The 21,194-nt window shown below is 35.5% G+C and carries 25 protein-coding genes and 1 pseudogene; 12 read left to right on the top strand and 14 right to left on the bottom strand.

The window, feature by feature from the left end; translation table 11 throughout:
• The first annotated feature begins 38 nt into the window (after nucleotides 1–38).
• The 4 genes from V7150_RS25925 (at nucleotide 39) to V7150_RS25910 (ending at nucleotide 3,046) form a co-directional block, all read left to right on the top strand.
• Nucleotides 39–599, top strand: coding sequence for a tyrosine-type recombinase/integrase (locus V7150_RS25925; RefSeq protein WP_335524056.1), 561 nt, complete (start codon nucleotides 39–41; stop codon nucleotides 597–599).
• Between the two features lie 46 nt (nucleotides 600–645).
• Complete coding sequence (locus V7150_RS25920) at nucleotides 646–1,143, top strand: cation:proton antiporter regulatory subunit (RefSeq protein WP_335524054.1); 498 nt, start codon at nucleotides 646–648, stop codon at nucleotides 1,141–1,143.
• A gap of 4 nt (nucleotides 1,144–1,147) precedes the next feature.
• Nucleotides 1,148–2,413, top strand: a complete 1,266-nt coding sequence (locus tag V7150_RS25915; RefSeq protein ID WP_335524052.1) for a cation:proton antiporter — start codon at nucleotides 1,148–1,150, stop codon at nucleotides 2,411–2,413.
• Between the two features lie 246 nt (nucleotides 2,414–2,659).
• Nucleotides 2,660–3,046, top strand: coding sequence for a hypothetical protein (locus V7150_RS25910; RefSeq protein WP_335524050.1), 387 nt, complete (start codon nucleotides 2,660–2,662; stop codon nucleotides 3,044–3,046).
• A 30-nt stretch (nucleotides 3,047–3,076) separates the two neighbouring features.
• On the opposite strand, the gene V7150_RS25905 is transcribed toward V7150_RS25910, so the two are convergent.
• Nucleotides 3,077–3,592, bottom strand: a complete 516-nt coding sequence (locus V7150_RS25905) for a hypothetical protein (RefSeq protein ID WP_335524047.1) — start codon at nucleotides 3,590–3,592, stop codon at nucleotides 3,077–3,079.
• A 195-nt stretch (nucleotides 3,593–3,787) separates the two neighbouring features.
• On the opposite strand from V7150_RS25905, the gene V7150_RS25900 reads away from it, so the two are divergent.
• Both V7150_RS25900 and V7150_RS25895 read left to right on the top strand, forming a co-directional pair.
• Nucleotides 3,788–3,988, top strand: a complete 201-nt coding sequence (locus V7150_RS25900) for a hypothetical protein (RefSeq protein WP_335524046.1) — start codon at nucleotides 3,788–3,790, stop codon at nucleotides 3,986–3,988.
• A gap of 3 nt (nucleotides 3,989–3,991) precedes the next feature.
• Nucleotides 3,992–4,270 carry a hypothetical protein gene (locus V7150_RS25895; protein WP_335524044.1) on the top strand — a complete coding sequence of 93 codons (279 nt, stop codon included), beginning with the start codon at nucleotides 3,992–3,994 and terminating at the stop codon, nucleotides 4,268–4,270.
• Nucleotides 4,271–4,358: 88 nt separating this feature from the next.
• On the opposite strand, the gene V7150_RS25890 is transcribed toward V7150_RS25895, so the two are convergent.
• A complete protein-coding gene (locus V7150_RS25890; protein WP_283922857.1) occupies nucleotides 4,359–4,607 on the bottom strand; it encodes a hypothetical protein in 249 nt (82 codons plus the stop codon).
• A gap of 461 nt (nucleotides 4,608–5,068) precedes the next feature.
• On the opposite strand from V7150_RS25890, the gene V7150_RS25885 reads away from it, so the two are divergent.
• Both V7150_RS25885 and V7150_RS25880 read left to right on the top strand, forming a co-directional pair.
• Nucleotides 5,069–6,166: a carbohydrate kinase gene (locus V7150_RS25885; RefSeq protein WP_335524041.1), complete on the top strand. Its 1,098-nt coding sequence runs from the start codon at nucleotides 5,069–5,071 to the stop codon at nucleotides 6,164–6,166.
• Nucleotides 6,163–7,077 carry a pseudouridine-5'-phosphate glycosidase gene (locus V7150_RS25880; protein ID WP_335524039.1) on the top strand — a complete coding sequence of 305 codons (915 nt, stop codon included), beginning with the start codon at nucleotides 6,163–6,165 and terminating at the stop codon, nucleotides 7,075–7,077. The genes V7150_RS25885 and V7150_RS25880 overlap by 4 nt, the downstream gene beginning before the upstream one ends.
• A 216-nt stretch (nucleotides 7,078–7,293) precedes the next feature.
• Here V7150_RS25880 and V7150_RS25875 read toward each other — a convergent pair whose 3' ends face one another.
• The 7 genes from V7150_RS25875 to V7150_RS25845 form a co-directional block, all read right to left on the bottom strand.
• Nucleotides 7,294–8,775, bottom strand: a complete 1,482-nt coding sequence (locus tag V7150_RS25875) for a hypothetical protein (RefSeq protein ID WP_335524037.1) — start codon at nucleotides 8,773–8,775, stop codon at nucleotides 7,294–7,296.
• Nucleotides 8,776–8,961: 186 nt separating this feature from the next.
• Nucleotides 8,962–9,885 (bottom strand): FTR1 family iron permease, encoded by a 924-nt coding sequence (locus V7150_RS25870; RefSeq protein WP_335524034.1) that lies wholly within the window; start codon nucleotides 9,883–9,885, stop codon nucleotides 8,962–8,964.
• A 36-nt stretch (nucleotides 9,886–9,921) separates the two neighbouring features.
• Nucleotides 9,922–10,680 carry a hypothetical protein gene (locus V7150_RS25865; RefSeq protein ID WP_335524031.1) on the bottom strand — a complete coding sequence of 253 codons (759 nt, stop codon included), beginning with the start codon at nucleotides 10,678–10,680 and terminating at the stop codon, nucleotides 9,922–9,924.
• Between the two features lie 104 nt (nucleotides 10,681–10,784).
• Nucleotides 10,785–11,552, bottom strand: a complete 768-nt coding sequence (locus tag V7150_RS25860) for a glycosyltransferase family 2 protein (RefSeq protein ID WP_335524028.1) — start codon at nucleotides 11,550–11,552, stop codon at nucleotides 10,785–10,787.
• A complete protein-coding gene (locus V7150_RS25855) occupies nucleotides 11,549–13,006 on the bottom strand; it encodes an alkaline phosphatase family protein (protein WP_335524026.1) in 1,458 nt (485 codons plus the stop codon). Before V7150_RS25855 ends, V7150_RS25860 begins: the two co-directional genes overlap by 4 nt.
• Nucleotides 13,003–14,022, bottom strand: a complete 1,020-nt coding sequence (locus V7150_RS25850; RefSeq protein ID WP_335524023.1) for a lysylphosphatidylglycerol synthase transmembrane domain-containing protein — start codon at nucleotides 14,020–14,022, stop codon at nucleotides 13,003–13,005. The genes V7150_RS25855 and V7150_RS25850 overlap by 4 nt, the downstream gene beginning before the upstream one ends.
• Before the next feature lie 89 nt (nucleotides 14,023–14,111).
• Nucleotides 14,112–15,284, bottom strand: coding sequence for a hypothetical protein (locus tag V7150_RS25845; RefSeq protein ID WP_335524019.1), 1,173 nt, complete (start codon nucleotides 15,282–15,284; stop codon nucleotides 14,112–14,114).
• Nucleotides 15,285–15,527: 243 nt separating this feature from the next.
• Between V7150_RS25845 and V7150_RS25840 the strand changes: the two genes are divergently transcribed.
• The 3 genes from V7150_RS25840 to V7150_RS25830 all read left to right on the top strand — a co-directional run bounded on the left by V7150_RS25840 (nucleotide 15,528) and on the right by V7150_RS25830 (nucleotide 16,817).
• Entirely contained in the window at nucleotides 15,528–15,914 is a 387-nt protein-coding gene (locus V7150_RS25840) for a YmaF family protein (protein ID WP_335524017.1), read from the top strand.
• Nucleotides 15,915–16,521: 607 nt separating this feature from the next.
• The gene (locus V7150_RS25835; protein WP_420490335.1) at nucleotides 16,522–16,599 is read left to right on the top strand and encodes a YjcZ family sporulation protein; all 78 of its coding nucleotides are present in this window, start codon (nucleotides 16,522–16,524) and stop codon (nucleotides 16,597–16,599) included.
• 77 nt (nucleotides 16,600–16,676) lie between these two features.
• Complete coding sequence (locus tag V7150_RS25830) at nucleotides 16,677–16,817, top strand: hypothetical protein (protein WP_335524011.1); 141 nt, start codon at nucleotides 16,677–16,679, stop codon at nucleotides 16,815–16,817.
• Between the two features lie 151 nt (nucleotides 16,818–16,968).
• Here the strand turns inward: V7150_RS25830 and V7150_RS25825 are convergent, their stop codons facing one another.
• The 3 genes from V7150_RS25825 to V7150_RS25815 all read right to left on the bottom strand — a co-directional run bounded on the left by V7150_RS25825 (nucleotide 16,969) and on the right by V7150_RS25815 (nucleotide 18,965).
• On the bottom strand, nucleotides 16,969–17,379 hold the full coding sequence (locus V7150_RS25825; RefSeq protein ID WP_335524008.1) for a DoxX family protein: 411 nt from the start codon (nucleotides 17,377–17,379) through the stop codon (nucleotides 16,969–16,971).
• Nucleotides 17,380–17,504: 125 nt separating this feature from the next.
• Nucleotides 17,505–18,284, bottom strand: coding sequence for a dioxygenase family protein (locus tag V7150_RS25820; RefSeq protein WP_335524005.1), 780 nt, complete (start codon nucleotides 18,282–18,284; stop codon nucleotides 17,505–17,507).
• A 36-nt stretch (nucleotides 18,285–18,320) separates the two neighbouring features.
• On the bottom strand, nucleotides 18,321–18,965 hold the full coding sequence (locus V7150_RS25815) for an alpha/beta hydrolase (protein ID WP_335524003.1): 645 nt from the start codon (nucleotides 18,963–18,965) through the stop codon (nucleotides 18,321–18,323).
• Nucleotides 18,966–19,194: 229 nt separating this feature from the next.
• On the opposite strand from V7150_RS25815, the gene V7150_RS25810 reads away from it, so the two are divergent.
• The gene (locus V7150_RS25810; protein WP_335524000.1) at nucleotides 19,195–19,731 is read left to right on the top strand and encodes a helix-turn-helix domain-containing protein; all 537 of its coding nucleotides are present in this window, start codon (nucleotides 19,195–19,197) and stop codon (nucleotides 19,729–19,731) included.
• A gap of 169 nt (nucleotides 19,732–19,900) precedes the next feature.
• On the opposite strand, the gene V7150_RS25805 is transcribed toward V7150_RS25810, so the two are convergent.
• Nucleotides 19,901–20,698, bottom strand: a complete 798-nt coding sequence (locus tag V7150_RS25805) for a DUF2935 domain-containing protein (RefSeq protein ID WP_335523999.1) — start codon at nucleotides 20,696–20,698, stop codon at nucleotides 19,901–19,903.
• A 319-nt stretch (nucleotides 20,699–21,017) separates the two neighbouring features.
• Nucleotides 21,018–21,194 (bottom strand): annotated as a pseudogene (locus tag V7150_RS25800) (SCO family protein); the annotation flags it as partial.

Below are 21,194 nucleotides of genomic sequence, written 5' to 3'. Positions count from 1 at the left end.
CATGTAATTATGTAACATGGATTAAGGGGCGGTTTTTAATGGAATATGTTGAAGCTGTAAGAGATATTAAGCAAATCAATTCAATAAAGAAATATTTAAAAAAGCATTCTGAACGGGACTATGTTCTTTTTGTATTTGGAATTAATACGGGGTTAAAAATTACCGAAATGCTGGATATAAAAGTGGATGATGTTTTCGAAAAAGAAAACTGTGTTAAGGACTTCTATTTGCTATCACATAAAGAAACGTTGAAAGAAGTCTACCTTAACCATAAAGTAAAACAGGCAATTCTCCATTACGTTCATACGCTTCATCTATCAGGTGAAAATTTTTTGTTTAAGTCCAGTAAAACCGATAAACCCATTACCCGCCAACAAGCCTATCGCATTATTCATCATGCAGCAGAAGCGGTTGGCATCGAAGGAAAAATCGGTACCAACTCCATGCGGAAAACCTTTGGATATCATGCGTATAAACGAGGAATAGCCATTTCACTCTTGCAAAAACATTTCAACCATTCAACCCCTTCTGAAACGCTTAAATATCTTGGAATTTCAAAGGATGAAAAAATTAGAACTGAAATTGATGTCAATCTTTAATGAAAAACTTCTAATCCATGAACAATCTATATGGGAGGAATAGAAAATGAATATTCGCGAAATCGAACTTCCTGGTATCGGGAAAAAGTATGAAATCATCACCAAAAGTACAGACAAAATAGTAATTATTATTCACGATGATGGCAGAAGAGATATTTATTATTTTGATCAAGAGGATTACGAGGAATCTATTGCCAGTACTACATTTGATGATTCGGAGGCAAGGAAGATAGCTGCCATAATTGGTGGAATGACTTATGCGCCAAAGGCTTTAGAAACAATTGAGATGGCTTTTGATGATTTGGTGATTGAATGGTCTAAGGTGGAGCCTAGAGCATTAGCGGTTAATCAAACCATTGGAAATTTAAATATCCGTCAATCCTATGAAGTAAATATTGTCGCGATTATCAAGCGCAATCATCAAAAAATCCATACCCCTGGTCCTGAAACCCTTTTAGAAGTAGGAGATACAGTCGTCGTATCTGGGCAGCGCAACCAAGTAAAAACAATCGTAAAAGAAATTCTTTCAAGAAGGGACGGGTGATACAATGACAAATCACTTAGTTTTCGAGGTAGGTACAGCGTTAATTTTAGTCGCCCTGGCAGCATTATTAGCAGGAAGGTTAAAATTCTCCATCATTCCTTTTCTTATCCTTTTAGGGATGGTAGTTGGTCCCCATGCACCTCATTTTGGAATAATCGATCTTAGATTCATAGAAAGCTCAGAAATAATTGAATTTTTCGGACGAATCGGGGTTTTGTTTTTACTATTTTATCTTGGGCTTGAATTCTCTGTAGGAAAATTAATACGTTCAGGACCTTCTATTGTAGTTGGCGGATCTATTTATGTAGCTCTTAATTTCATTTTAGGTTTAGTATACGGATTTGCTGTAGGCTTCCCTATTATGGAAACGTTCATTATTGCAGGTCTCCTTAGTGTTTCCTCTTCTGCCATTGTTGCTAAGGTTTTAGTCGATTTAAAAAGAACCGCGAATACAGAAACAGAATTAATCTTGGGAATTATCTTATTTGATGATATTTTCCTGGCTATATTCCTCTCAATCATATCAGGTCTTTTACTTGGTGGGTCAACGACTATTTTAGGTACAATCACCTCAGTTCTAATTTCACTTGGCTATATGATTCTGTTTTTCATTATCGCCCGAAAAGGTGCTCCTATCCTTAATAAACTATTAAACATTAAGTCTAATGAGATTTTCATCCTCGTTATCTTTGCTTCTCTATTCTTTGTAGCAGGTTTTTCAGAAAAACTCCATGTTGCTGAAGCCATTGGTGCTTTATTATTAGGTTTAGTCTTTTCTGAAACTGAACATCGCGAGCGTATCGAACATTTAGTTATCCCGTTTAGAGATTTCTTTGGAGCATTATTTTTCTTCAGTTTTGGATTAAGTATTGATCCTTTTAGCTTGGGAGGTGCCGTATGGTTAGCTCTAGGCGCTGTTATCCTAACTATCATTAGTAACTTTGTAGCTGGAATGATTTCCGGAAGAAAGGCCGGTTTGTCTCATAAAGCCTCTTCTAATATCGGATTAACAATCGTTTCTAGGGGTGAATTTTCGATCATTGTTGCTAATTTAGGACTTGCTGGAGGCTTAATGCCAATCCTAAAACCATTTACCGCCGTTTATGTTTTAATCTTGGCTATTCTCGGACCTTTTTTAACGAAAGAATCCAAAAATATTTATCAATTATTAAATAAAATTTTCAAATGGGAAACTAAGAGAAAACTTAAAAAGCAAACAACATCCATTCTTAAAAATCAAACCGAAGAAAAAAATAGCCATGGATTGTAAATAAAAAAAATAAGCGAACGAAGATGAATTAAAACATCCAACTTTGTTAGCTTTATTCGCTATTTAACTACCTAAAGAAGAAGGAAATTGAATATGGGTATCAGGTGTATTTAATACTAAGTCCCATTTTCTTAGCATAAGATTTTTTTATAGAAACTTGCGCAAAATGAAAGGGAAAAGGTAAGTATGGCGGGCTTGATTTAAATGTTTATCGGATCGGTGCAATCATCAAAAGGGGGTGAGTTTATGTTTAAATTTTTTTCTTACAGAAAGAAACAAACAGATAATGATACGAAAGTTCACTCTCTTATTTTTACTAAATTAGATCGAATTATTGAGTTACTAGAACAACAAAAAAAGGAAACTGAAGGAAATAATATCCACATTGATCATGTTCATATTGAACATTTAGAGAACATCATCTTTCGGTTAGACAACATTGAAATTGACGAGTTAAGCGGTAAATTAAGTATTGGAAATAATATTCATAGCACAGAAGACATAACTAAACCACTGATTCAAAAGATTAATAAAGAAAACGCCAAAAAAGAAGCCATGTCTGACACAACTTCACCTAATGAAGCAAAAATGATGAAAACTTCAAAGGGATATCGTTTCAAAAATAAATTCTAACAATGTCTCTTATCAAAAATAGCAGTAACACTAGACATTTCCCTTAATAATATTAGCAATTTTGATATCTTGATCTTCCATTATTGCATCAATAACATCTTGGTCATTATTTACATTAACATTGTTTAATAAATGATTATTGTTTCCGAATAACCCCCCCTGTGAATAATTCACTTTTTCGTTTCCATCTATTCCAGTCACATGCCCATCCCCAACAAATACAGCACTATTTTGATACATAGTATTCACATTTAAACTATCAAGATCTAGATTCGTTGTGTGATCTTCATCTCCAAAGTTTTCAAAAGAAATATTAATATCACGGTCATCAATTGGCGTATCAATAAAATCAGGGTCATTCAATATTGATATATTGTTGAGAAGGATATTGGACCTGCCACTAATACTTCCGATTACACTATTTTCTTTCCCGTGAGCACTCCATCCGATCGCATTATTTCGTTCCCCTATAAAAATCCCACTTTGTCTTTGCATTGTCTGAACATTTATATCCCCTGTAAAATGCAAATGTGAAGTTTTTAACATAAACTGCTCACCACGTTTTGTTTATTTTCTTGATCATTTAAGAGCACCTTCCATGCTGCTCTCTTCTTATTAAGCTATTGTATATTATGTTATGGTTTCGGGATTGTGATAAGTGCCTACCTAACAAAAGAAAGATTGTGTCAATCGCCCAATAATTGAATAAGTTAAATAAAAATGGATAAGGAGCATGTAGGAATGATTAATATTACTTTTGACAATATATCTGTAATGAAAATGAGTAATGGATCAGGTTTTTTCATTGGCAAAAAAAACACCCTTAAAAATTTTCGAAAGGAAAGTGTCATTAACGAAGTAGTGGGATCTTTGTCGGGTGATGAAAATAGGGTTAGAAAAAATAATTGGACTAAAAACAGAGAAAGATGGGAGGAGAATTAATTTATGACTCCCCCAATCTTATCTCCAACCTTTCATATTGGCACAATCAAAATTGGGAGCATTGAAGGAGCTTCTTGCTTTAGTATGGGAAACAATTTTATCGAAGACTTTAAAAGCAGCAAAAAACATAACCAAGGATTAGGGAACATTCATGGAGATCGAAACAACTTTGCTCATACGAGCGCTTCCTTAACAAATTACGAGAGTAGCCCAATGAAACAGAATCAAATAAATCAAGAAAAAAAAGAGGAACCCACATTAAAAAACGAAGCTCCTGGTTAGGAATTTTTTTTTGCTTTTTATAATAAAAACCATCCAAACGAAAGTAAGGATGGTAAAATCAGATGTTATATTTTTGAAGATATATTTCCTATACATTTGAGCCTAAATTTGGTTTAAAATCTTGGTCAAAGATAACCCCATCAATTACTTCAAAGCTATCGGCATTATTACTTATATTCCCAGCAATAGTATTAAAAGCACCATATTGTCCGCCAAAACCCAAGTTATATTTCCTGTTACCATCCATTCCGGTAACAATGGATTCACCAACAAAAACTGCTGCATTAGGCTGAGGAGAATTAATATTCATTATCCCTAGATTAATGACTGTAGGCATTCCTCTCTCCTCCCACTCTCTCCATTATTATGAACTATATTATGTTTAACCCATCATTTCAGTGAAAAGATTATATGATTCAGTTGCTTGTCCGGTATTGTTGTCTTTTCGCATTATCATTCGAATCGCTAATAAAAATCATCATAAACCCCAACAGTACCGTATCTGCAGTTCCAATTTATCTCCAACAAAGACAAACATCAATTTATTCTCATTTAAAAGTCAGACATAAAATTTATTATTTACACAATTGTATTTTTTTCTTTAATTACGACAAGAAGACTCCCCTCAATAAAAGAATTCTAAAAAGGAATACTAAAACTGTTAATAATAAGTTGACCTAACAAATAATTAGAAGTATAATGCAAACATAAGTTTATGTTTTAAACATAAGTTTATATGAAAATTACAGCTTATTCTCACAACAATATAAGAAATGAGGTGAGTTTGTGCCTGAAAGAATGACTGAGAAAGAACAAATGATTCTCGATTTAATACGCAAGAATCCCTATGTTTCTCAACAAGAGCTTGCGGAACTATTAGGATTATCTCGGCCATCCATTGCAAATATTATTTCTGGTTTAATCAGAAAAGGAAGTATTTTAGGTAGAGCCTACATTTTGAGTGAATCACAACATGTCATTTGCATTGGCGGCGCTAATATTGATCGTAAATTCCATATCAAGGAGAAAGCCCAACTAGGTACCTCAAATCCAATTTTCTCTACACAGAATGCTGGAGGAGTTGCAAGAAATATCGCAGAGAATCTTGGAAGGCTTGGGATGGAAGTGTCACTAATCTCTACAAGTGGCTCAGATAAGGACTGGTCATTCATAGAAGAATCATCAGCTCTTTACATGAACTTAGAAACTGTGACCCAATTCCCTGAAAAATCAACTGGCTCCTACTCTGCCGTATTAGATACTAGTGGAGAATTAGTAATTGCTTTAGCAGATATGGAAGTATATGAAGCGATCACACCTGAATTACTTCTTAAACACGATTTATTATTAAGTCGCTCAAAATGCATCATGGTCGATTTGAATTGTCCAAAAGAATCCATTCAATTCTTGTGTCATTTCGCCAAGAGTCATGATTTACCGATTGTCATTGTACCTGTTTCAGCACCAAAGATGAAACGCTTGCCAGATGATTTAAACGGAGTTACATGGCTTATTACGAACCGAGATGAAACGGAAACCTACTTTAATATTGAAATCAGAAATGAAGAAGATTGGAAAAGTGCTTTAGAAAAATGGTTATCACTAGGGATTACCAATGTAGTTATTACAAATGGAAAAAAAGGATCCATGATTGGTAATAAAGAAGAAGGAATCTTCCATATTCCTTCGATAGAAACAAAAGAAATTGTTGATGTCACAGGAGCTGGGGACGCTTTCTCCTCTGCTGTAATTTACTCATGGTTAGAGGGCAAATCTTTAATCGAAATTGCCAAAGCCGGCAATATTAATGCATCCAAAACACTGCAATCACCCTATACAGTTCGGCAAGACTTATCAGCAGAACAATTACAAAAAGACATGGAGGAAATATCATGAAACAATATATTACACTATCAGAAGAAGTACGCGTAGCGAAGGAACAAGGTAAACCAATTGTGGCTTTAGAATCTACGATTATCTCCCATGGTATGCCCTATCCACAGAATGTGAAAACTGCTCGTGAAGTGGAACAAATTATCCGAGACAATGGAGCCGTTCCAGCAACAATTGCCATCGTGGATGGAAAAATTAAAATCGGTCTATCTGATGAAGAGTTAGAAATGTTTGGTAAAAGCACAGATGTTGCAAAAGCATCTAGACGTGATTTAGCTTATTTAATCGCTACAAAAAAACTTGGAGCAACAACAGTAGCAGCAACAATGATTTGCGCAGAAGCTGCGGGAATAAATCTCTTTGTTACTGGTGGTATTGGCGGTGCTCACCGAGGCGCTGAGACAACCATGGATATTTCAGCAGACCTAGAAGAATTAGGACAAACAAACGTGGCTGTCATTTGTGCAGGTGCCAAATCGATTTTAGATTTAGGATTAACGATGGAATATCTTGAAACAAAAGGCGTACCGGTAATAGGCTATCAAACCGATTTACTCCCTGCCTTCTATACACGTAATAGTGAGTACCCAGTGAACTTCCGTGCTGACGATGTGGAAACAATCGCCTCTTCGTTAAAAGTTAAATGGGATTTAAACTTGAAAGGTGGAGCAGTTATTGCCAACCCAATCCCAGAAGAATATGCCATGGATGAAAAAGTCATTAATGGCGTTATTGAAGCGGCATTAAAAGAAGCTGAAGAACGACACATTTCCGGTAAAGAAGTAACGCCATTCTTACTAGGAAAGGTAAAAGAACTAACAGAAGGCAAAAGCCTAGATGCAAACATTGCTTTAGTTAAAAACAATGCAGTTGTGGGAGCAAAAATTGCTGTAAGTTTAAATGCAATGAAATAACAGTAGTAAAAAACAATTTTATATGCAGTTGCTTCCAGCTTGTAGACATTTTCTAGATTATAGAGAAGTCTACAAGCTTTTTTATGTCCTCAAACACCTTATTCAACTCAAGGTAGAATTTAACCGAAAAAAAGCCGATTTCCTTTAATTGAAAGGAATCGGCTATTTTTATCTTTTTCAGCTAAATCCCTCATCTATGGTGAGAATGGGTATGTCTCATTTTCCAACCCATTTGTATAAGGTAATATCATGATAAACTGGTTCAAAAAGCTTATTTGATTGAAAGGTTTTTACCTTTTCGATTTTCCCCTTTAATGGAACACCTTGAGAGATAAAACCCTTAACAACCTTATCGGTAAGAAGCACGGTACTATTCTCATAATATTTCGAATCAATTTGGAATAATTGATATGTTTCTATTCTTTTATGTGTATAAGGGGCATTTAAATATTGTAATACCCTTGTTTCTTCCCAAGTATATAAAATGACAGATTGACCCATGCTTTCCACATAGTCATTCAGCTTGTAGACCGCAGGACTTTCGGTTGCCTGTTCCCTTATTAGGATGACATCATGATAAACCTGCAGCCCTAAAAGAAAACCAGACAGTGTTAGAATTAGAAGTGTTATTCTATTTTTAAAAAGTTGAATACAAAGGAAAAGGATCAACAGGCTAACGAGAGGGAGAGCGTGTCTGGCCTTATCAATATTTTGTCCCAGTAGTGCCCACCCAAAATAACTAATGAACATCAGATAAAGTAGTGTCATGAAGGGACTATGATCGCGTTGCTTTACAAATATACGAGAAAGAACAACAATAAAACAGATAAGATAAATGCTTGCAATCATAAAATACTTGCTTGCCATCCCAGTCCAAAAAATGTTATTCCATATAAAAATGATTAATCTCTTCACGAAGCTTATGTGCGATGTCTCAATTGATCCCCCCCAGTCATTAAAATGCCCACTCGTAAACGCTAAAGAAAGCTTAATGAATCCAATTAAACTCCCTTCTGATATAACAAGCGCAGTGATCCAAATAGCTTGAAAAAAAACGCCCCAGCAAGAATAATAAATTAACTGTTTAATTGAAAGACCGCCATGTTTTAATTTCCAATAATAAAGAAAAAGAATGCCGATCGAAAATGGGAAATAAGACAGGCGAATTCCAAGCATTAGGCTTAAAAGGGCTAACGGGAACAAGATCGCTTTCGTATTTTTAGTTTTTAAAGCAAATAAAAGACTCCATACATACCACCAAAAGGCAGAAAGAGCTGATCCTTCTGACATCGGCTGGTTTACCATGATGAGACAATAACTGGAAGAATAGATAATCGCTGTAGTCAACGATGAATAAGAACGAGATAGAAATACTCTGCACACTTTGTAAATAGGGAAAATAGTGCTCGCATAGAAAAGGATATTAAAAACCGTTAGTGCCTCTGAAAGATTGGCAACAAATAAATGAATGAATTTGCCTCCTAAAATAAAAAAGGGGTATCCTGGGAAGTGTGGCTGCATTGCCATTAAATCAAAGCGATGAACAGCAAGGGAAAAGTCTACCTGATCCCAAGATGATACAAACGGATTCAAAAACTGAAGTTGTGTGACAAAAACAAACAAAATAGAAATAATGCTTAATCCTATTAGTAACCTACTTTTTATATGCCCTTTAGTCAATCTGGTCCAAATTTTCATGTTTTCACCGACCTTGTTTCGCACGAAACATATTCACTTTCCACGTCACCATTTACTATGGTAATGCAATTTAATAAAGCCCAAACCTAACATAAAATAGGTTGTGTGAGCAAAACCTCCGCCCCTTTTTCACACAAAAGTACAAGGCAAAAGCCTTGTACTTTCATTGTTATGTGTTGTATTGCCTTATTTGGCTTGTGGTTTTAGAACTTTTGATTCATTGAATTTTTTTTCACTTTTCTTCTTACTGCCTGCTGTTTTGGAGGATGTAAGTAATAGGATTCCTACAAAGTATCCAATATAGGCAAGAACCTCTTCAATCGAAGGCATGGAAGAATATCCGAACAACGCTTTCAAGAATATTCCAACATCACCTGATATTAGTGGAGCTGTACCTGTATCTCGAAGGTAGTGGTCATAATCAATGGGATGCTCGGGCATGAACCATGTAAGGTCATAAACATGGGGGAGTACACTTCCAATTATGTTGAGATCCTGCATCATTCCAATCGCTTGAACGAGCAATCCAGCCGAAATAAGGATAATGAATGCACCTGTTAATTTAAAGAACGTGCTCAATGGGACCCTCATCGTTCCCTTAAAGAAGAAATAAGAGACAAGAGCTGCAATGACAACACCTGTAATGGCACCCCACCCCTGCATCGCTGCACCGATGTTACCGCCTGTGATGGCCGCAAAGAAGAAAACGGTCTCCACACCCTCACGAAGGACAACTAGAAATGAATGGATGACCATACCGACAACATTTCCAGTAGATATAAACTGATTCATCTTTCCTTCCATGTTCCCTTTTAAATTACGGCTGTGGCTCGCCATCCAGAACACCATTTGCGTAAGTAAAACGGTAGAAACGAGCATAATCCCTATTTTCAGATACATCTCGCTGCCCATTGCTGCAAATCCGGTAAAAACTAATTGGAAGAGGAGAGCTACACCCACGCTTGCTAAAACTGCAAGACCTGCACCTAACCAAACATATTTTGTAAACTGCTTATGGTCTACTCTTTTTAAATAGGTAATAATAATACCTACAATTAACAATGCCTCTAAAACTTCACGGAATGTAATTAACAGTGCTTGAATTTCCACAGCCGTGTCTCCTCCCCAATGGTGTTCTTTCTCTCCCTATTTACTTCTTCTGCGAATCACAAAGATAATTACAGCAATTAAAACTCCAACAATAATTACAATAGGAATCCAGTTACGAATATTGGAAATATCCGTCCAATCTTTTTTCTGAATTCCAGTTTCAGTTTCAGTTGCATTTTCAGAAAAGTGGCCAACTTCTAGACTTTTCATGTTAAATTCTTTTTTCAAAGAATTTAGGATATCATCCTTACTTTGTTTAAATGCCTCTATATCGGGTTCTTTCTTCCCGACTCCAAACAAACCTGGGTTTCCTAGTGCTTCAAGCGCTTGATCGAAGTCTTCTTTAATTTTTTTATCAATTTCTGGATTTTCAGCCTCTACCTTTGCTGACAAAGCCTTATATGTAGCAAAACCCTTTGCTAGGAGCCTTTTGCTCGTGTCATATTCAGAAAAATTCTTTTCGATACTTGTTAGCCGTCTTGTTATATTTAAAACAAGCAGTTTTTCCATGTTTTCAATAGTAGCCTTTTTGTCTTTGTCTTTCATATTTTGAATTATTATTTTAGCTGGCTCTGGTCCCATGTGCATATCAATCTCTTCTTTTACTGTATCAAACAGCTTCTGGGCAGAGGTGAAATTCGGAGGGTTCTCATCCAGCTTCACTAACATTTGTTTATGTACCTCAGCAATCTTCTCTTCATTAGGGTCACCATAGGAATAGGCATATGCACCACTAATGGAAATGCTATTTACAATAATAGCCATAATAAAAAACAAGACTATAAATTTTTTCATTTAACGTTCCCTCCTACACTGATAATGATAATGATTATCATCCTCGCTGTCAATGACAAAAAAGTGAATTCACCTATATACCTTCGTTATCTTTACATTTTATATTAGCTATTATCCAAGTTTGTTTTCCTACTGATCTGTTTTGAATCTATATAGGTATTGTGACTCACTTTTTTGACTGGCTTTCTCATTTCTTTTAATATGGCAGGTAACACTGATGTCATATATGATTTAAATTTGATAAAGGATTCACCAGTTTTCCGAACTTGATAACGGATCGGGATTTCCTTCATTCGAAAGCCCTTCCTGATTAGATTAAGCGTGACCACTTGGGCATAATTATAATCATGGATAATTTCTGCTTCTATCATTGCTTGTCTTGAAAATGCTCTCATGCCAGATTGGCCATCACATATCCATTTTCGTAACAAAAGGGATTGAATAAAGGTGAAACAATAATTGCCTAGTCTCCTGTTCCATTTCATCCCATCAATCGATCCTAGGAAACGTGAGCCCATTACATAATCAGCGTTTCCTTTTATTATGGGATCCACAAGGTCAGGGATCTGATCTGCAGGATATTCATTATCAGCATCGATCATGACCCCAATATCCGCCCCATAATGGACACATAGTTCCAACCCTTTACGTACGGCTGCTCCCAAGCCCTTATTCTTTTTAACTGAATAGACGTAATCTGCTCCTGCTTCTTTTGCTATATTGACAGTCCCATCACTTGAACCATCATCAATCACCAAAACTTGAACCTCAACATCTTGATGAAATGAGCGAGGTATTTTCTTGATTACTTCCGCGATTGATTCTTCTTCGTTATAAGCAGGAAGAAAAACAATTACTTTTTGTTGAGTCATTTAGTTTGAACATCCTTCCTAACTGCTTCAATTAACACCGGCCCTCGACTATGACTAGGAAAAGGAGCTCCCAACAAATAAGAAATTGTCGAGGCGAGAGAAACGAGACTGTGCTTTTCTTCTACCCTTTTTCCCTTTTCAATGGCATGGCCGAACATGAAAAATGGAACAAATCTTTCCCCTTCATCCAGGTGGCCATGACCACCTATCCCATCTGCCTGTCCATGGTCGGCACACACAATAAATGTATAATTTTCAAGCTTTCCTCGTTCTTTTAACCAATCAAAATATTCTTTTACTAAGGCATCTGCTTCTTCGATTTTCTGAATATACTCGTTATAAAGAACTCCTCGACTATGTCCGGTTTGATCGGTCCCAATTAATTGAATAATTTGAAGATCTGGATCCTGTTCATCCATTATCAGTTTCGCTCTTTCAATAATATTTCGGTCCGCTACATCATTGTGCATGACCGCTGTCACCGTTTCTACATCTTTTCCAAATGAATCAACGAGGTGAGCAATCCCTAATAAAGACCCCTTTTTACCAACTTTTCTTAAGGAATCGAAAACACTCTCTACTTTTATACCGAGTTTCCAAACCATATTTGACTTTATGCCATGTTCGACTGGATATGTTCCCGTGAACATCGAAGAAAAACAAACAACTGTTCTAGCTGGATAAACGGTTTCCATCCGATTATATTCTGTACCATTTTTTCTCAAATAATCGAGAAAGGGAGTATTCGCTTCTTCAAACCGCTCTTTCCTCATACCATCTATCACCATGACAATTACCTTTTCATTAATAGGCGAATCAGATGACTCTACATTCGAAGTAAATGAAGGAATGATCTCTGGTTTCCAATCAAACAGGTTTTTATGAAGTATGTAGGAAAACACGAGCACGCACGTGTAAAAAATAATTAGGACACTTACTTCACTGCCTGACCAAGTGACATTCGAGGCACTCCAATTCCATAACGATAGTAATAGAAGAAATTTGGGCAGCTGTTCCTGGGCATTTCCACTTGTTGAATCACTATTTTTCAATACAAGCTTCCAGAACCGGGTAAAATTAAGCCATGTAGTTCCGATTCGTAAATGATAGTAAAAGGTACCCCAGAAAAAGATTGTAAAGAAAAAATATAAACCAATTGCAGTAAACAGCAAACTAAGATTAACATGATTCCAAATGATGAGATAAGCGGTAAAAGGAATCCATAAATAATTTCTCAGAAACAATGGAAAGTCAAACAAGTAGTAAATAATAAGCAATGGCAGGATAGCTAGTAACCCGATTGAAAGATCCACAAGATAGGAAAGATTTCCTAGCTTTGAAATAGAATATATAAGTATAGTGCCAATTGTAAATATCGGAGTAAACGGCTTCCCCTCGTTTAGAAGGTTCCAACACCTTGCCGCTACTTTTTCAAAAGATGATGCTTTTTTCATTCTTGTTTTCCCCTTTTTAATAGTAACGTTTTTATTTGTTTGATTCTTGTGATTGGTGAACGGATTAATAACACAAATCCAACAATGTAGGAAAAAATAAACTTAAAGCTATGGCTAACAAGGGCAACCATATAACCATCCTTTACTGGATAATGAAAACTCGTTAAAGCTGCAGTCATAACGGATTCGTATGTAGAAATTCCCCCTGGGGTAATTTGAAATACTTGTCCCCCGACAGTCAGGGAATTTACCCAAATTGCCTTATATAGTGGGAGCCCCTGCCCCAAGGATTTTGTTACCCCCCAAACGACCGCTCCTTCCAAAGCCCAGCTTAAAGCGATTAGGGTGACAATAGTGACTAAATTTCTCCCCGATAATGCTTCTTTAAAAAATATGATATGCTTGGATACAAATGATGGTCGATATTTATACAGTATGAAAATCAATATGAGTCCCAGCAAAGATAGGAGCAATAAAAACCCTAGGGAAAAACGAAAGATAAAGGTTTTGGAAAAGGCAAGAAGTCCTATCAAAGAGAACAACACTAAAAACACCATATCAAATATTCTTAGGACCACCACTGAATGTGCAGAGATTTCTGGTTTGATGTTTTTTTCTCTCCAGGATAAGATTCCAACTCTTACTGCATCCCCAACCTTAAAAGGACTAATATGATTAATGAAAAGACTTAAAAACACACCTTGTAAGCAGCTAGAAAAACGAACAGACTTTCCTAAATATAATCTCCAAGCTTCAGCTCTTAGGAGAAAAGAAAAAAGATATGAAAAAGTGACAACCAAAAGGATGAGTGGGTTTTCAAAAAAAAACTTTTGGGTGTTAGCCAAAAATTCTCCTAAATGAAAATACCGATAAGACAGAAATATAAACGTCCCAGCGATGAGCAGCCCCGTCAGTCTGATCCCCCACTTAACAAATGTCCGATTCATATTTTTTTGCCCATTTTGTCGTTTCGGCACGTCACAATCACTTTCAATAGAAAACACCTCTATATTCATACATTTGAATCATATTGTTTACAATTTTTTTACAAACCTTGAAAACGGGAAAAACCTTGCGTTTTGTTTAACAAGGTTTTTCCTCCGCATTATTTCGCTTTTTCAACAATTGTATTCAGAGTTGATATAAGTTCGTTTAGTTGACCTTCTGCTGCTGCCTTATCTTTTGCTTTTGCAGTTTCCACATATTTCTGTGCTTGTTCTGTTAGTGTCTTATATGCATCTTCGCCCATTAGGGACTTAATATCTTCCCCGATGATGTCGATGAATAAAGCTCCTTCTAAACCTGTAATAACTGCTTTGTCCTCACCTAATGTTTCCTTACTTTCACCGTACTCATCAATAGCTATTTTCGCAAATCCACGAATGAATGCTTTATTTACGGCAGCTGGATCGATGGTTGTCACGTCAGTTTCAAGATTAAACTGTTTTTCGATAAATGCCGCTTCCTCAGGAGCATGGCCGTTCAAGTAACTATATAGAGATTGGTAGAAAGCCCATCCTTCAGCCTGTTCTATTTTTGCCAGGGCTGCATCCGTTTTTGATTCATTTGATGCTTTTGTTGCATATCCATTTGGTAATGCACCAGTTGCAAGATAGAAAGTCTTCATAAGTGATTTATCAACCACTTGCTTCCCAAGGTTAAATCCTAGCTGATCATTATTATCTATTGCTTTTTCAATTTCACTAAATCCCCCATCGATTACACTTACGAGATTCGTACCATAAGCAGCATCACGTTTTTCGACAGTGGTCTTTAGAATCGCATAATATTTCTTCGCTTCTTCCACTTCTGCCTTCACTTCATCTGTTTTTCCCCATTTTTCGCTTACTTCAGTGAAGTCATGTTTAATGGATGTGTAAAAAACCTTTTGCATTAATTTGTCAAAGAGTTGTTTTACAACCACTTTATCTAATGATCCGTCTTTTCCTGCAGCAAGAGCTGCTGTAATTTTTTCGTCAATTGTGTCCTTGAATTCTTCATCTCTATTTTTTACTAATTCTTGTAAATTTGATTTATATAATTCTGTAACTTTATCATAATCGACTTCTTTGCCCTCTTTTGCTTTTTCTAGCTCTGTAGTAGCTTCTTTAAAAACATCGGCATAATTGATTTCTTTTTCTTTTGATTCATCTTGCTTTTCTGCTTCCTTCTTGTTTTCTACCTTTGGTTTATTTGCAGTTTCTTCTGTTTTACCGCAAGCTCCAAGAACAATTGAAAGAGCTGCCATTGATGCTAAAACTTTAAATTTAATTGACATGGTGTTTCGCCCCCGCTATGTATGTATATTTATTGAAAATGATTATCATTCACACTCATGATTATAAAGAGAATGATTATCAGTGTCAACAAAAATTAAAAAAGTCATTTTTTTGACACAAAGTAAATGATCCTTTACACGACCATTATTGATTACTTGTATACTTCCGGAAAAAATTAGTAGGTATTATTTTTAGACCGTTATCATAAGGTGTAAAAAAGAATAGTAAAGGTGGTACATCGTTTGAAAATAGAGGTTACCGGATTTGTTATTCATTCAGGGGATTCGAATTTGGATTCTGAGCATTCACATACTTTATTTCTAACTTCATGGGACGGAAGACCAATTCATAGGCATCATTTTTCGGGAGTAACCACTTTTAATTCTGGGCATGATCATCGCTATGCAGGTACAACTGAACCTGCTCCTACCGGAGTGCCTCATAACCATCAATACTATACCGTTACTTCCCTGGATGATGGGCATAAACATGAAATTCGAGGCGTTACCGGCCCTGCAATCCCCTTGCCCAATGGTGGACATTATCATAATTTTCATGGAGTAACGACAGTTAATGGCGCCCATCCTCATACTCATAAATATAGCGGCAAAACTAGCCCTAGCAATTAGGTATAGCAATGAAAAGTCAAGATTATTCGCTAACACAAAAATGGTCATTACTTTTTTACAAATATTTAAGTTTAATTGAATAAGGCAGCTTGGTAATATTAAAGGTAACTCCACCTTTTAAACTAAATGGCTTTAAAAAAAATTTTTTAATATCAGCACTTGTCCATTCCTTTTTAGTTCTTGTACATATGATATTATTACCACCGCACCAGATATATATTTACCTCTAAAGAAGCAAATGCATGTATTGCAGTTGCTTCTTTTCATTCTTAAAAGTTTTTAAAAGTTTTTAAAAAGTTTTTTTGCACGATGAAGATTGCCCAATCAACCCTTGTCTTATGAAATATATATACATAGTAGGGTGTTTTTCCTTTAATATTCCAATAGGCGGCGAAAAGATATGTGTTAGGTGGATTATATGGTTACGGCTACGGTGGTAACAATGGCAGGAAAATAGATTGGTATTAATCGTTGTATTGTCCATTTTTAATTAATTATCATACTTTCCAGTTTCGTTTAATTCTTTCCAAAACCTAACGATATAATTTTTTCCATTGAGTTTTGTCCGTTTAAATAATTGCTGGAGGTGTTTTGCTTGGGTGATGGAATAAGAAGCAATTTTGCGTTAATCGTTGTATTGTTCATTCTATTAATTATTGTAGGAGCTTCATTCATGGGCTATTAAATTGACCAGAGCACAGGGCAGTTTGAGATAATCTGTCCAATTGAACATAACGTCTGAAATAAACGGAGGATAAAGAAATGACATTTGGATTTAGAGGATTTGGTCGAAGAGACTTGTTTTTTCGTAACGGCTTTAGAAGAAGACGGTTTTTTCCAATTGAAATCGAAATTGAAATAGAGAGAAGAAGACGGTTTGGATTTGGAAGAAGAGGATTCTAAGTAAGCAAATGAATTAAATTGTGTTTCCATGAGTGATATGGTCCCCTTATAGTAGACAGAATAAAGAAAAAATACTATTCTGACTCCTATGAAGGGGATTTTTATTTGTTATTAATTTCTTGGACAAGCAAAAAAATTAAAACTAATAGAATTATATATTTTCAGTTTTTTTAACTAATAATTGACCCAGAGAAAACTGCTTACTACCATTAATAGCTAAAAATAATGCCATTGCTAGGTATGAGAGTTCTAATTCATAACCCGCCATTTCTCCATTACCTAAGAAACCAGCGGCTAGTTTTACCTTGATTATTGCCCCAATCATTAAAAATACAAACAACGCTGATACTATACGTGTTCCTAGTCCAATAATTAAGGCGATACCACCAATTACTTCAATACTTGCAACAACGTAAGCCATTAACCCTGGTATTCCAATACTGCCAAACCATCCAGCAATATTTTCAATTCCACCTTGAAACTTAACAAACCCATGAATGAAAAATATAACACCTAGAATAACACGTAAAACAACTACACCCACTTCATTTTTTAATTGCATTGATTACTCACTCCTTGATTATTTTTATTAAATCTCATATTCTAGTATCTTTAATTCGAGATTTACGAAAAAATTTTTTTGATAACTAACATGTTCTATGACTCTATTTTTACATTTCCAGAACATTATCCAAACTGCCATACGCTATGACTAAGGTTTCCATATCGAAAGCTGCGGTGTAATAATGAAGCTTTTTGTTGATCGTCTGCTGCACCCATGGCATAAAAAATTGGGATAAAGTGTTCAGACCCATATGGAGGTACCGCAAATTCTGCATTTGGGGCCAGGGAATCGTATTTAAAAAGTGATGGCAAATCCCATTTTTCCAAATGATGTGCTAACCAATTATCAAATTCAAGTGCCCATTGATCAGCTTGTCCATTATCTATCCACTTTATTGCTCTAAGATTATGCACTGTACCTCCACTAGCAATAATTAATATGTCCTTAGCTCTTAATACCGATAAACTCCTTCCAATTTTATATTGCTCCTCAGGTGAAAGTCTAGAATTGACTGACATAGAGATCACTGGGATGTCTGCATTTGGATAAAGTAAGCGGAGAACAATCCAAGCCCCATGATCTAATCCTCGTTGTGTATCCATTTCAAAAGGTACTTCACTCTTTGTAAATAACCCTTCTATTTCTTTGGCAATTTGGTGATCACCATGAGCGGGGTATTGAATTTTGTATAGAGCTTCATCAAACCCACCAAAATCATAAATCGTGCTATATTGATCAACATCACTAACCATTTGGACTTTAGACTCCCAATGAGCGGAAAACAAAACAACCGCCTTTGGCCGAGGCATGGTTTGATCTAATTGTGTTAAAAATTTCGTATACTCATTATTCTCGATTGCAAGCAATGGTGAACCATGAGCTACAAATAATGATGGCATCATATACATTTCCTCCCTTATTTTTGATTTAAGAATTTTTTATCTTTGTACATCATTTAAAAGCCATGTTTGAAAATCGTGAAGATTTTTTTCGGATACTGTGTGCCCTTCCGGATACTTATTAAACGTTACGGAAATACCTAACTTAGTGAAATAGTCAGCATTTTCTTTACCCCATTCAAATGGCAGAACCTGATCGAATTCCCCGTGTGATATAAACACAGCTAGATTTTTATCAGGATTAATATTGTATTCTTCTTTCACAAATATAGGGATATATCCACTTAAAGAGACAACACCTTTTATTTTGTTACCAAGCGTTAACGCTAATGTCATTGAAACAATCGCGCCTTGGCTAAAACCTAACAGGTATAATTTATTTAAATCTAGCGGATACTTTTCGGATGCATAAGTAATAAAGTTTGTTAATTTATCCATTCCATCATCGAATACTTCTCGATGTGGTTTGCCGTAGCCCTGAATAGTAAAGTAAGCAAAACCCGGCCCTTGAGAAAGATGACCCCTTACACTAAAGATATAAAAGTGTTCCTCTAAACCATCAACCAATGAAAGCATATTGTGTTCATTACTGCCAATCCCATGCATAATAAACAATGCAGGATATTTCTTCCCAGTAACATTGTTCTTTGGACGACGCAGTTCATAAATCATTGGGGTTTCCATTTTGAAAATCCTCCTTGTACTAATGTATTTTAATCTTAAAGGGAAAGATTCATTAATATAAATAAATATTTCATATTTAGAAACAAGAAAACAAAAATTTTTGCATCTGTTGTTTTCTTATATGAATCATTGTTTTCTATACAATACCAAAAACGGTTCTAGCATGTCAATTGTTTTTTTGTTAATATGAAATTAAGTTTACAATTAAGAAACTTTTGAGGTGATTAACATGGATATTGGTTCTAAAATACGTGCGATTAGAAATAGAAAAAAAATAACGATTGCCCAAATGTGCGATGGCACTGGTCTTTCTAAGGGGTTTATAAGCAATGTTGAAAACAATAACACATCCCCATCCATAAGTACATTACAAACAATAGCCAATTTCTTGAAGGTTCCTTTACCTTATTTGCTGTTAGAAAAGGATGAACACATGACTGTAATAAGGAAAAATGAAAGAGAATTCACGACCTATAAAGACTCGAATTTAAAAGTCGAACACTTAGGTACTAGAGGAGGTTTGAGCATTAGGTTAGTGGACTTTCCTCCTGGAACTTCAACAGGAGAAAAAAAGGCACATGAAGGTGAAGAATGCCATTTGGTCCTAAAGGGGAAAATTCTTGCGGAACAAGGAGAAGACTCCTTTATTTTAGAGGAGGGAGATACCTTCAGCTGGTGTGCAAGTGTCCCCCACTTTGTTAAAAACATCGGGGATGAGACTGCTGTTGTATTAATTTCAGTATATACTGAGGGGTCGGATCTTTAAGGTTAATCTGCCTGAAGCAAAGAGAATGAATTCGCTGCAGGACTCACACTTAGAAACAAAAAAGATAAAACCGATAAAAACTGGTTTTATCTTTTTTATTTACTCCATAAAATAACGCTTTCCAAAACAAATAGAATCGTCTAATTGGAATAAATATTACGCTAGAATATTATTCCTTTAGTCGAGGTTTAGCAGGATCACAGTCTGGTGGATCAAGATTCACTGATTCTGCTAACTTTATTAGATAATAACATTCTTCACGTGACATATGATCCGCCATTAACGGTGCTAACGTTCCTAATGCTTGATTACTGAGTTTTAGTTCTTCTAGTTCATGTAAAAAATTTTGAAATAACTTTATCTCTAACTTAGTGTCTAAATTCATTTTTGACAAAGCAGGGAACGCAGTCAAATTGGTTCTTAAATATCCAGCTAGTTCTACTGCTTTTATGTAAAAATTTTCAAATTTCTTCTTAAATGAATTACTCTTCTCAATTAAACTTCTTTCAACACCGTCTAAATTACAGGATATCGCCTCTGAATGACCCGCTGCATCTAATAACCATAAAAGATGATGATGTAGTTCATGGTATACAGGGGGTACTTGCCCAGCTTTTAAATGTTTTAAAATTCTTAAATATTCTTCTAATTCATTTACCATATGATTAAGAAAGGTAGGGGAAAGATGAATTTTGATTTTTCCAGTAAGGTGCTTTCTTATTAATTCTAATTTAAATTCTCGTAAATTTATTACTTCTGATTCTGCTTTGGCTGTTAATTGCATCAAATCGGTGGTGTTTGCTTGCTCGAGTAGTGTATCAAATACCTGAATAAATTTTGAGGACTGTTCAATCTCTACTCTTTGAACAGGTGCTAAAGCTTCATAAATAAATCTAGAATGATCCCCTAATATTTGAAGCCAAAAACGATGTTCAAATCTTGCTGTTCGCTCAAATACATCATTCATGTTTTTTCCTCCCACTAAAAAATAACCATACTATTTTGATGTTTATTCTGCCTATTTATTTCTTATGAACAAAGTAAAAAACAAAAAGTAAATAACTACAAAAAACCTCACTAGTGGAAAGTTCACTGTGAGGTTCAATATATAATAATATATTTGTTTGGCGGGACCAGGTGGGAATAATACCAGCCTAACGTAATGCTTCTAGCTGGCTTTACTGTCGGAGTTAGATTTATTAAGAAATAAGATTCTCTTAGCCTTCTGAATGAATCACTCCCCTGCCTATATAACACAATTCCCATTAAGAATAAACCTACAGCCATTAGTTTGATATTACCTTAATATCTTTTACAATCTCATCATAGGGAACGGTAATTCCATCATAGTTTTTGACCACATTTCCATCTTTGTCTATTAGGAAGAAGGACGTACCGTGGATGACTTGGTTATCTGTATCTGGTTTTTTTACAATCGTCTTAAAATTCTTTAAGGCATATTT

Origin of the sequence: Neobacillus drentensis, from assembly GCF_036965245.1 — a bacterium.
Taxonomy (GTDB): domain Bacteria; phylum Bacillota; class Bacilli; order Bacillales; family Cytobacillaceae; genus Neobacillus; species Neobacillus drentensis_G.
This window is presented reverse-complemented; position numbering and strand designations above follow the sequence as displayed.

Coding starts and splice junctions, on each gene's coding strand:
- V7150_RS25805 (WP_335523999.1), bottom strand. CDS start 20,698: ATGAATGATGTATTTGAGCGAACAGCAAGATTTGAACATCGTTTTTGG.
- V7150_RS25905 (WP_335524047.1), bottom strand. CDS start 3,592: ATGTTAAAAACTTCACATTTGCATTTTACAGGGGATATAAATGTTCAG.
- V7150_RS25820 (WP_335524005.1), bottom strand. CDS start 18,284: ATGATGCCATCATTATTTGTAGCTCATGGTTCACCATTGCTTGCAATC.
- V7150_RS25915 (WP_335524052.1), top strand. CDS start 1,148: ATGACAAATCACTTAGTTTTCGAGGTAGGTACAGCGTTAATTTTAGTC.
- V7150_RS25850 (WP_335524023.1), bottom strand. CDS start 14,022: ATGAATATAGAGGTGTTTTCTATTGAAAGTGATTGTGACGTGCCGAAA.
- V7150_RS25885 (WP_335524041.1), top strand. CDS start 5,069: ATGACTGAGAAAGAACAAATGATTCTCGATTTAATACGCAAGAATCCC.
- V7150_RS25865 (WP_335524031.1), bottom strand. CDS start 10,680: ATGAAAAAATTTATAGTCTTGTTTTTTATTATGGCTATTATTGTAAAT.
- V7150_RS25890 (WP_283922857.1), bottom strand. CDS start 4,607: ATGCCTACAGTCATTAATCTAGGGATAATGAATATTAATTCTCCTCAG.
- V7150_RS25880 (WP_335524039.1), top strand. CDS start 6,163: ATGAAACAATATATTACACTATCAGAAGAAGTACGCGTAGCGAAGGAA.
- V7150_RS25845 (WP_335524019.1), bottom strand. CDS start 15,284: ATGTCAATTAAATTTAAAGTTTTAGCATCAATGGCAGCTCTTTCAATT.
- V7150_RS25920 (WP_335524054.1), top strand. CDS start 646: ATGAATATTCGCGAAATCGAACTTCCTGGTATCGGGAAAAAGTATGAA.
- V7150_RS25900 (WP_335524046.1), top strand. CDS start 3,788: ATGATTAATATTACTTTTGACAATATATCTGTAATGAAAATGAGTAAT.
- V7150_RS25810 (WP_335524000.1), top strand. CDS start 19,195: ATGGATATTGGTTCTAAAATACGTGCGATTAGAAATAGAAAAAAAATA.
- V7150_RS25860 (WP_335524028.1), bottom strand. CDS start 11,552: ATGACTCAACAAAAAGTAATTGTTTTTCTTCCTGCTTATAACGAAGAA.
- V7150_RS25910 (WP_335524050.1), top strand. CDS start 2,660: ATGTTTAAATTTTTTTCTTACAGAAAGAAACAAACAGATAATGATACG.
- V7150_RS25830 (WP_335524011.1), top strand. CDS start 16,677: ATGACATTTGGATTTAGAGGATTTGGTCGAAGAGACTTGTTTTTTCGT.
- V7150_RS25895 (WP_335524044.1), top strand. CDS start 3,992: ATGACTCCCCCAATCTTATCTCCAACCTTTCATATTGGCACAATCAAA.
- V7150_RS25855 (WP_335524026.1), bottom strand. CDS start 13,006: ATGAAAAAAGCATCATCTTTTGAAAAAGTAGCGGCAAGGTGTTGGAAC.
- V7150_RS25815 (WP_335524003.1), bottom strand. CDS start 18,965: ATGGAAACCCCAATGATTTATGAACTGCGTCGTCCAAAGAACAATGTT.
- V7150_RS25825 (WP_335524008.1), bottom strand. CDS start 17,379: ATGCAATTAAAAAATGAAGTGGGTGTAGTTGTTTTACGTGTTATTCTA.
- V7150_RS25875 (WP_335524037.1), bottom strand. CDS start 8,775: ATGAAAATTTGGACCAGATTGACTAAAGGGCATATAAAAAGTAGGTTA.
- V7150_RS25925 (WP_335524056.1), top strand. CDS start 39: ATGGAATATGTTGAAGCTGTAAGAGATATTAAGCAAATCAATTCAATA.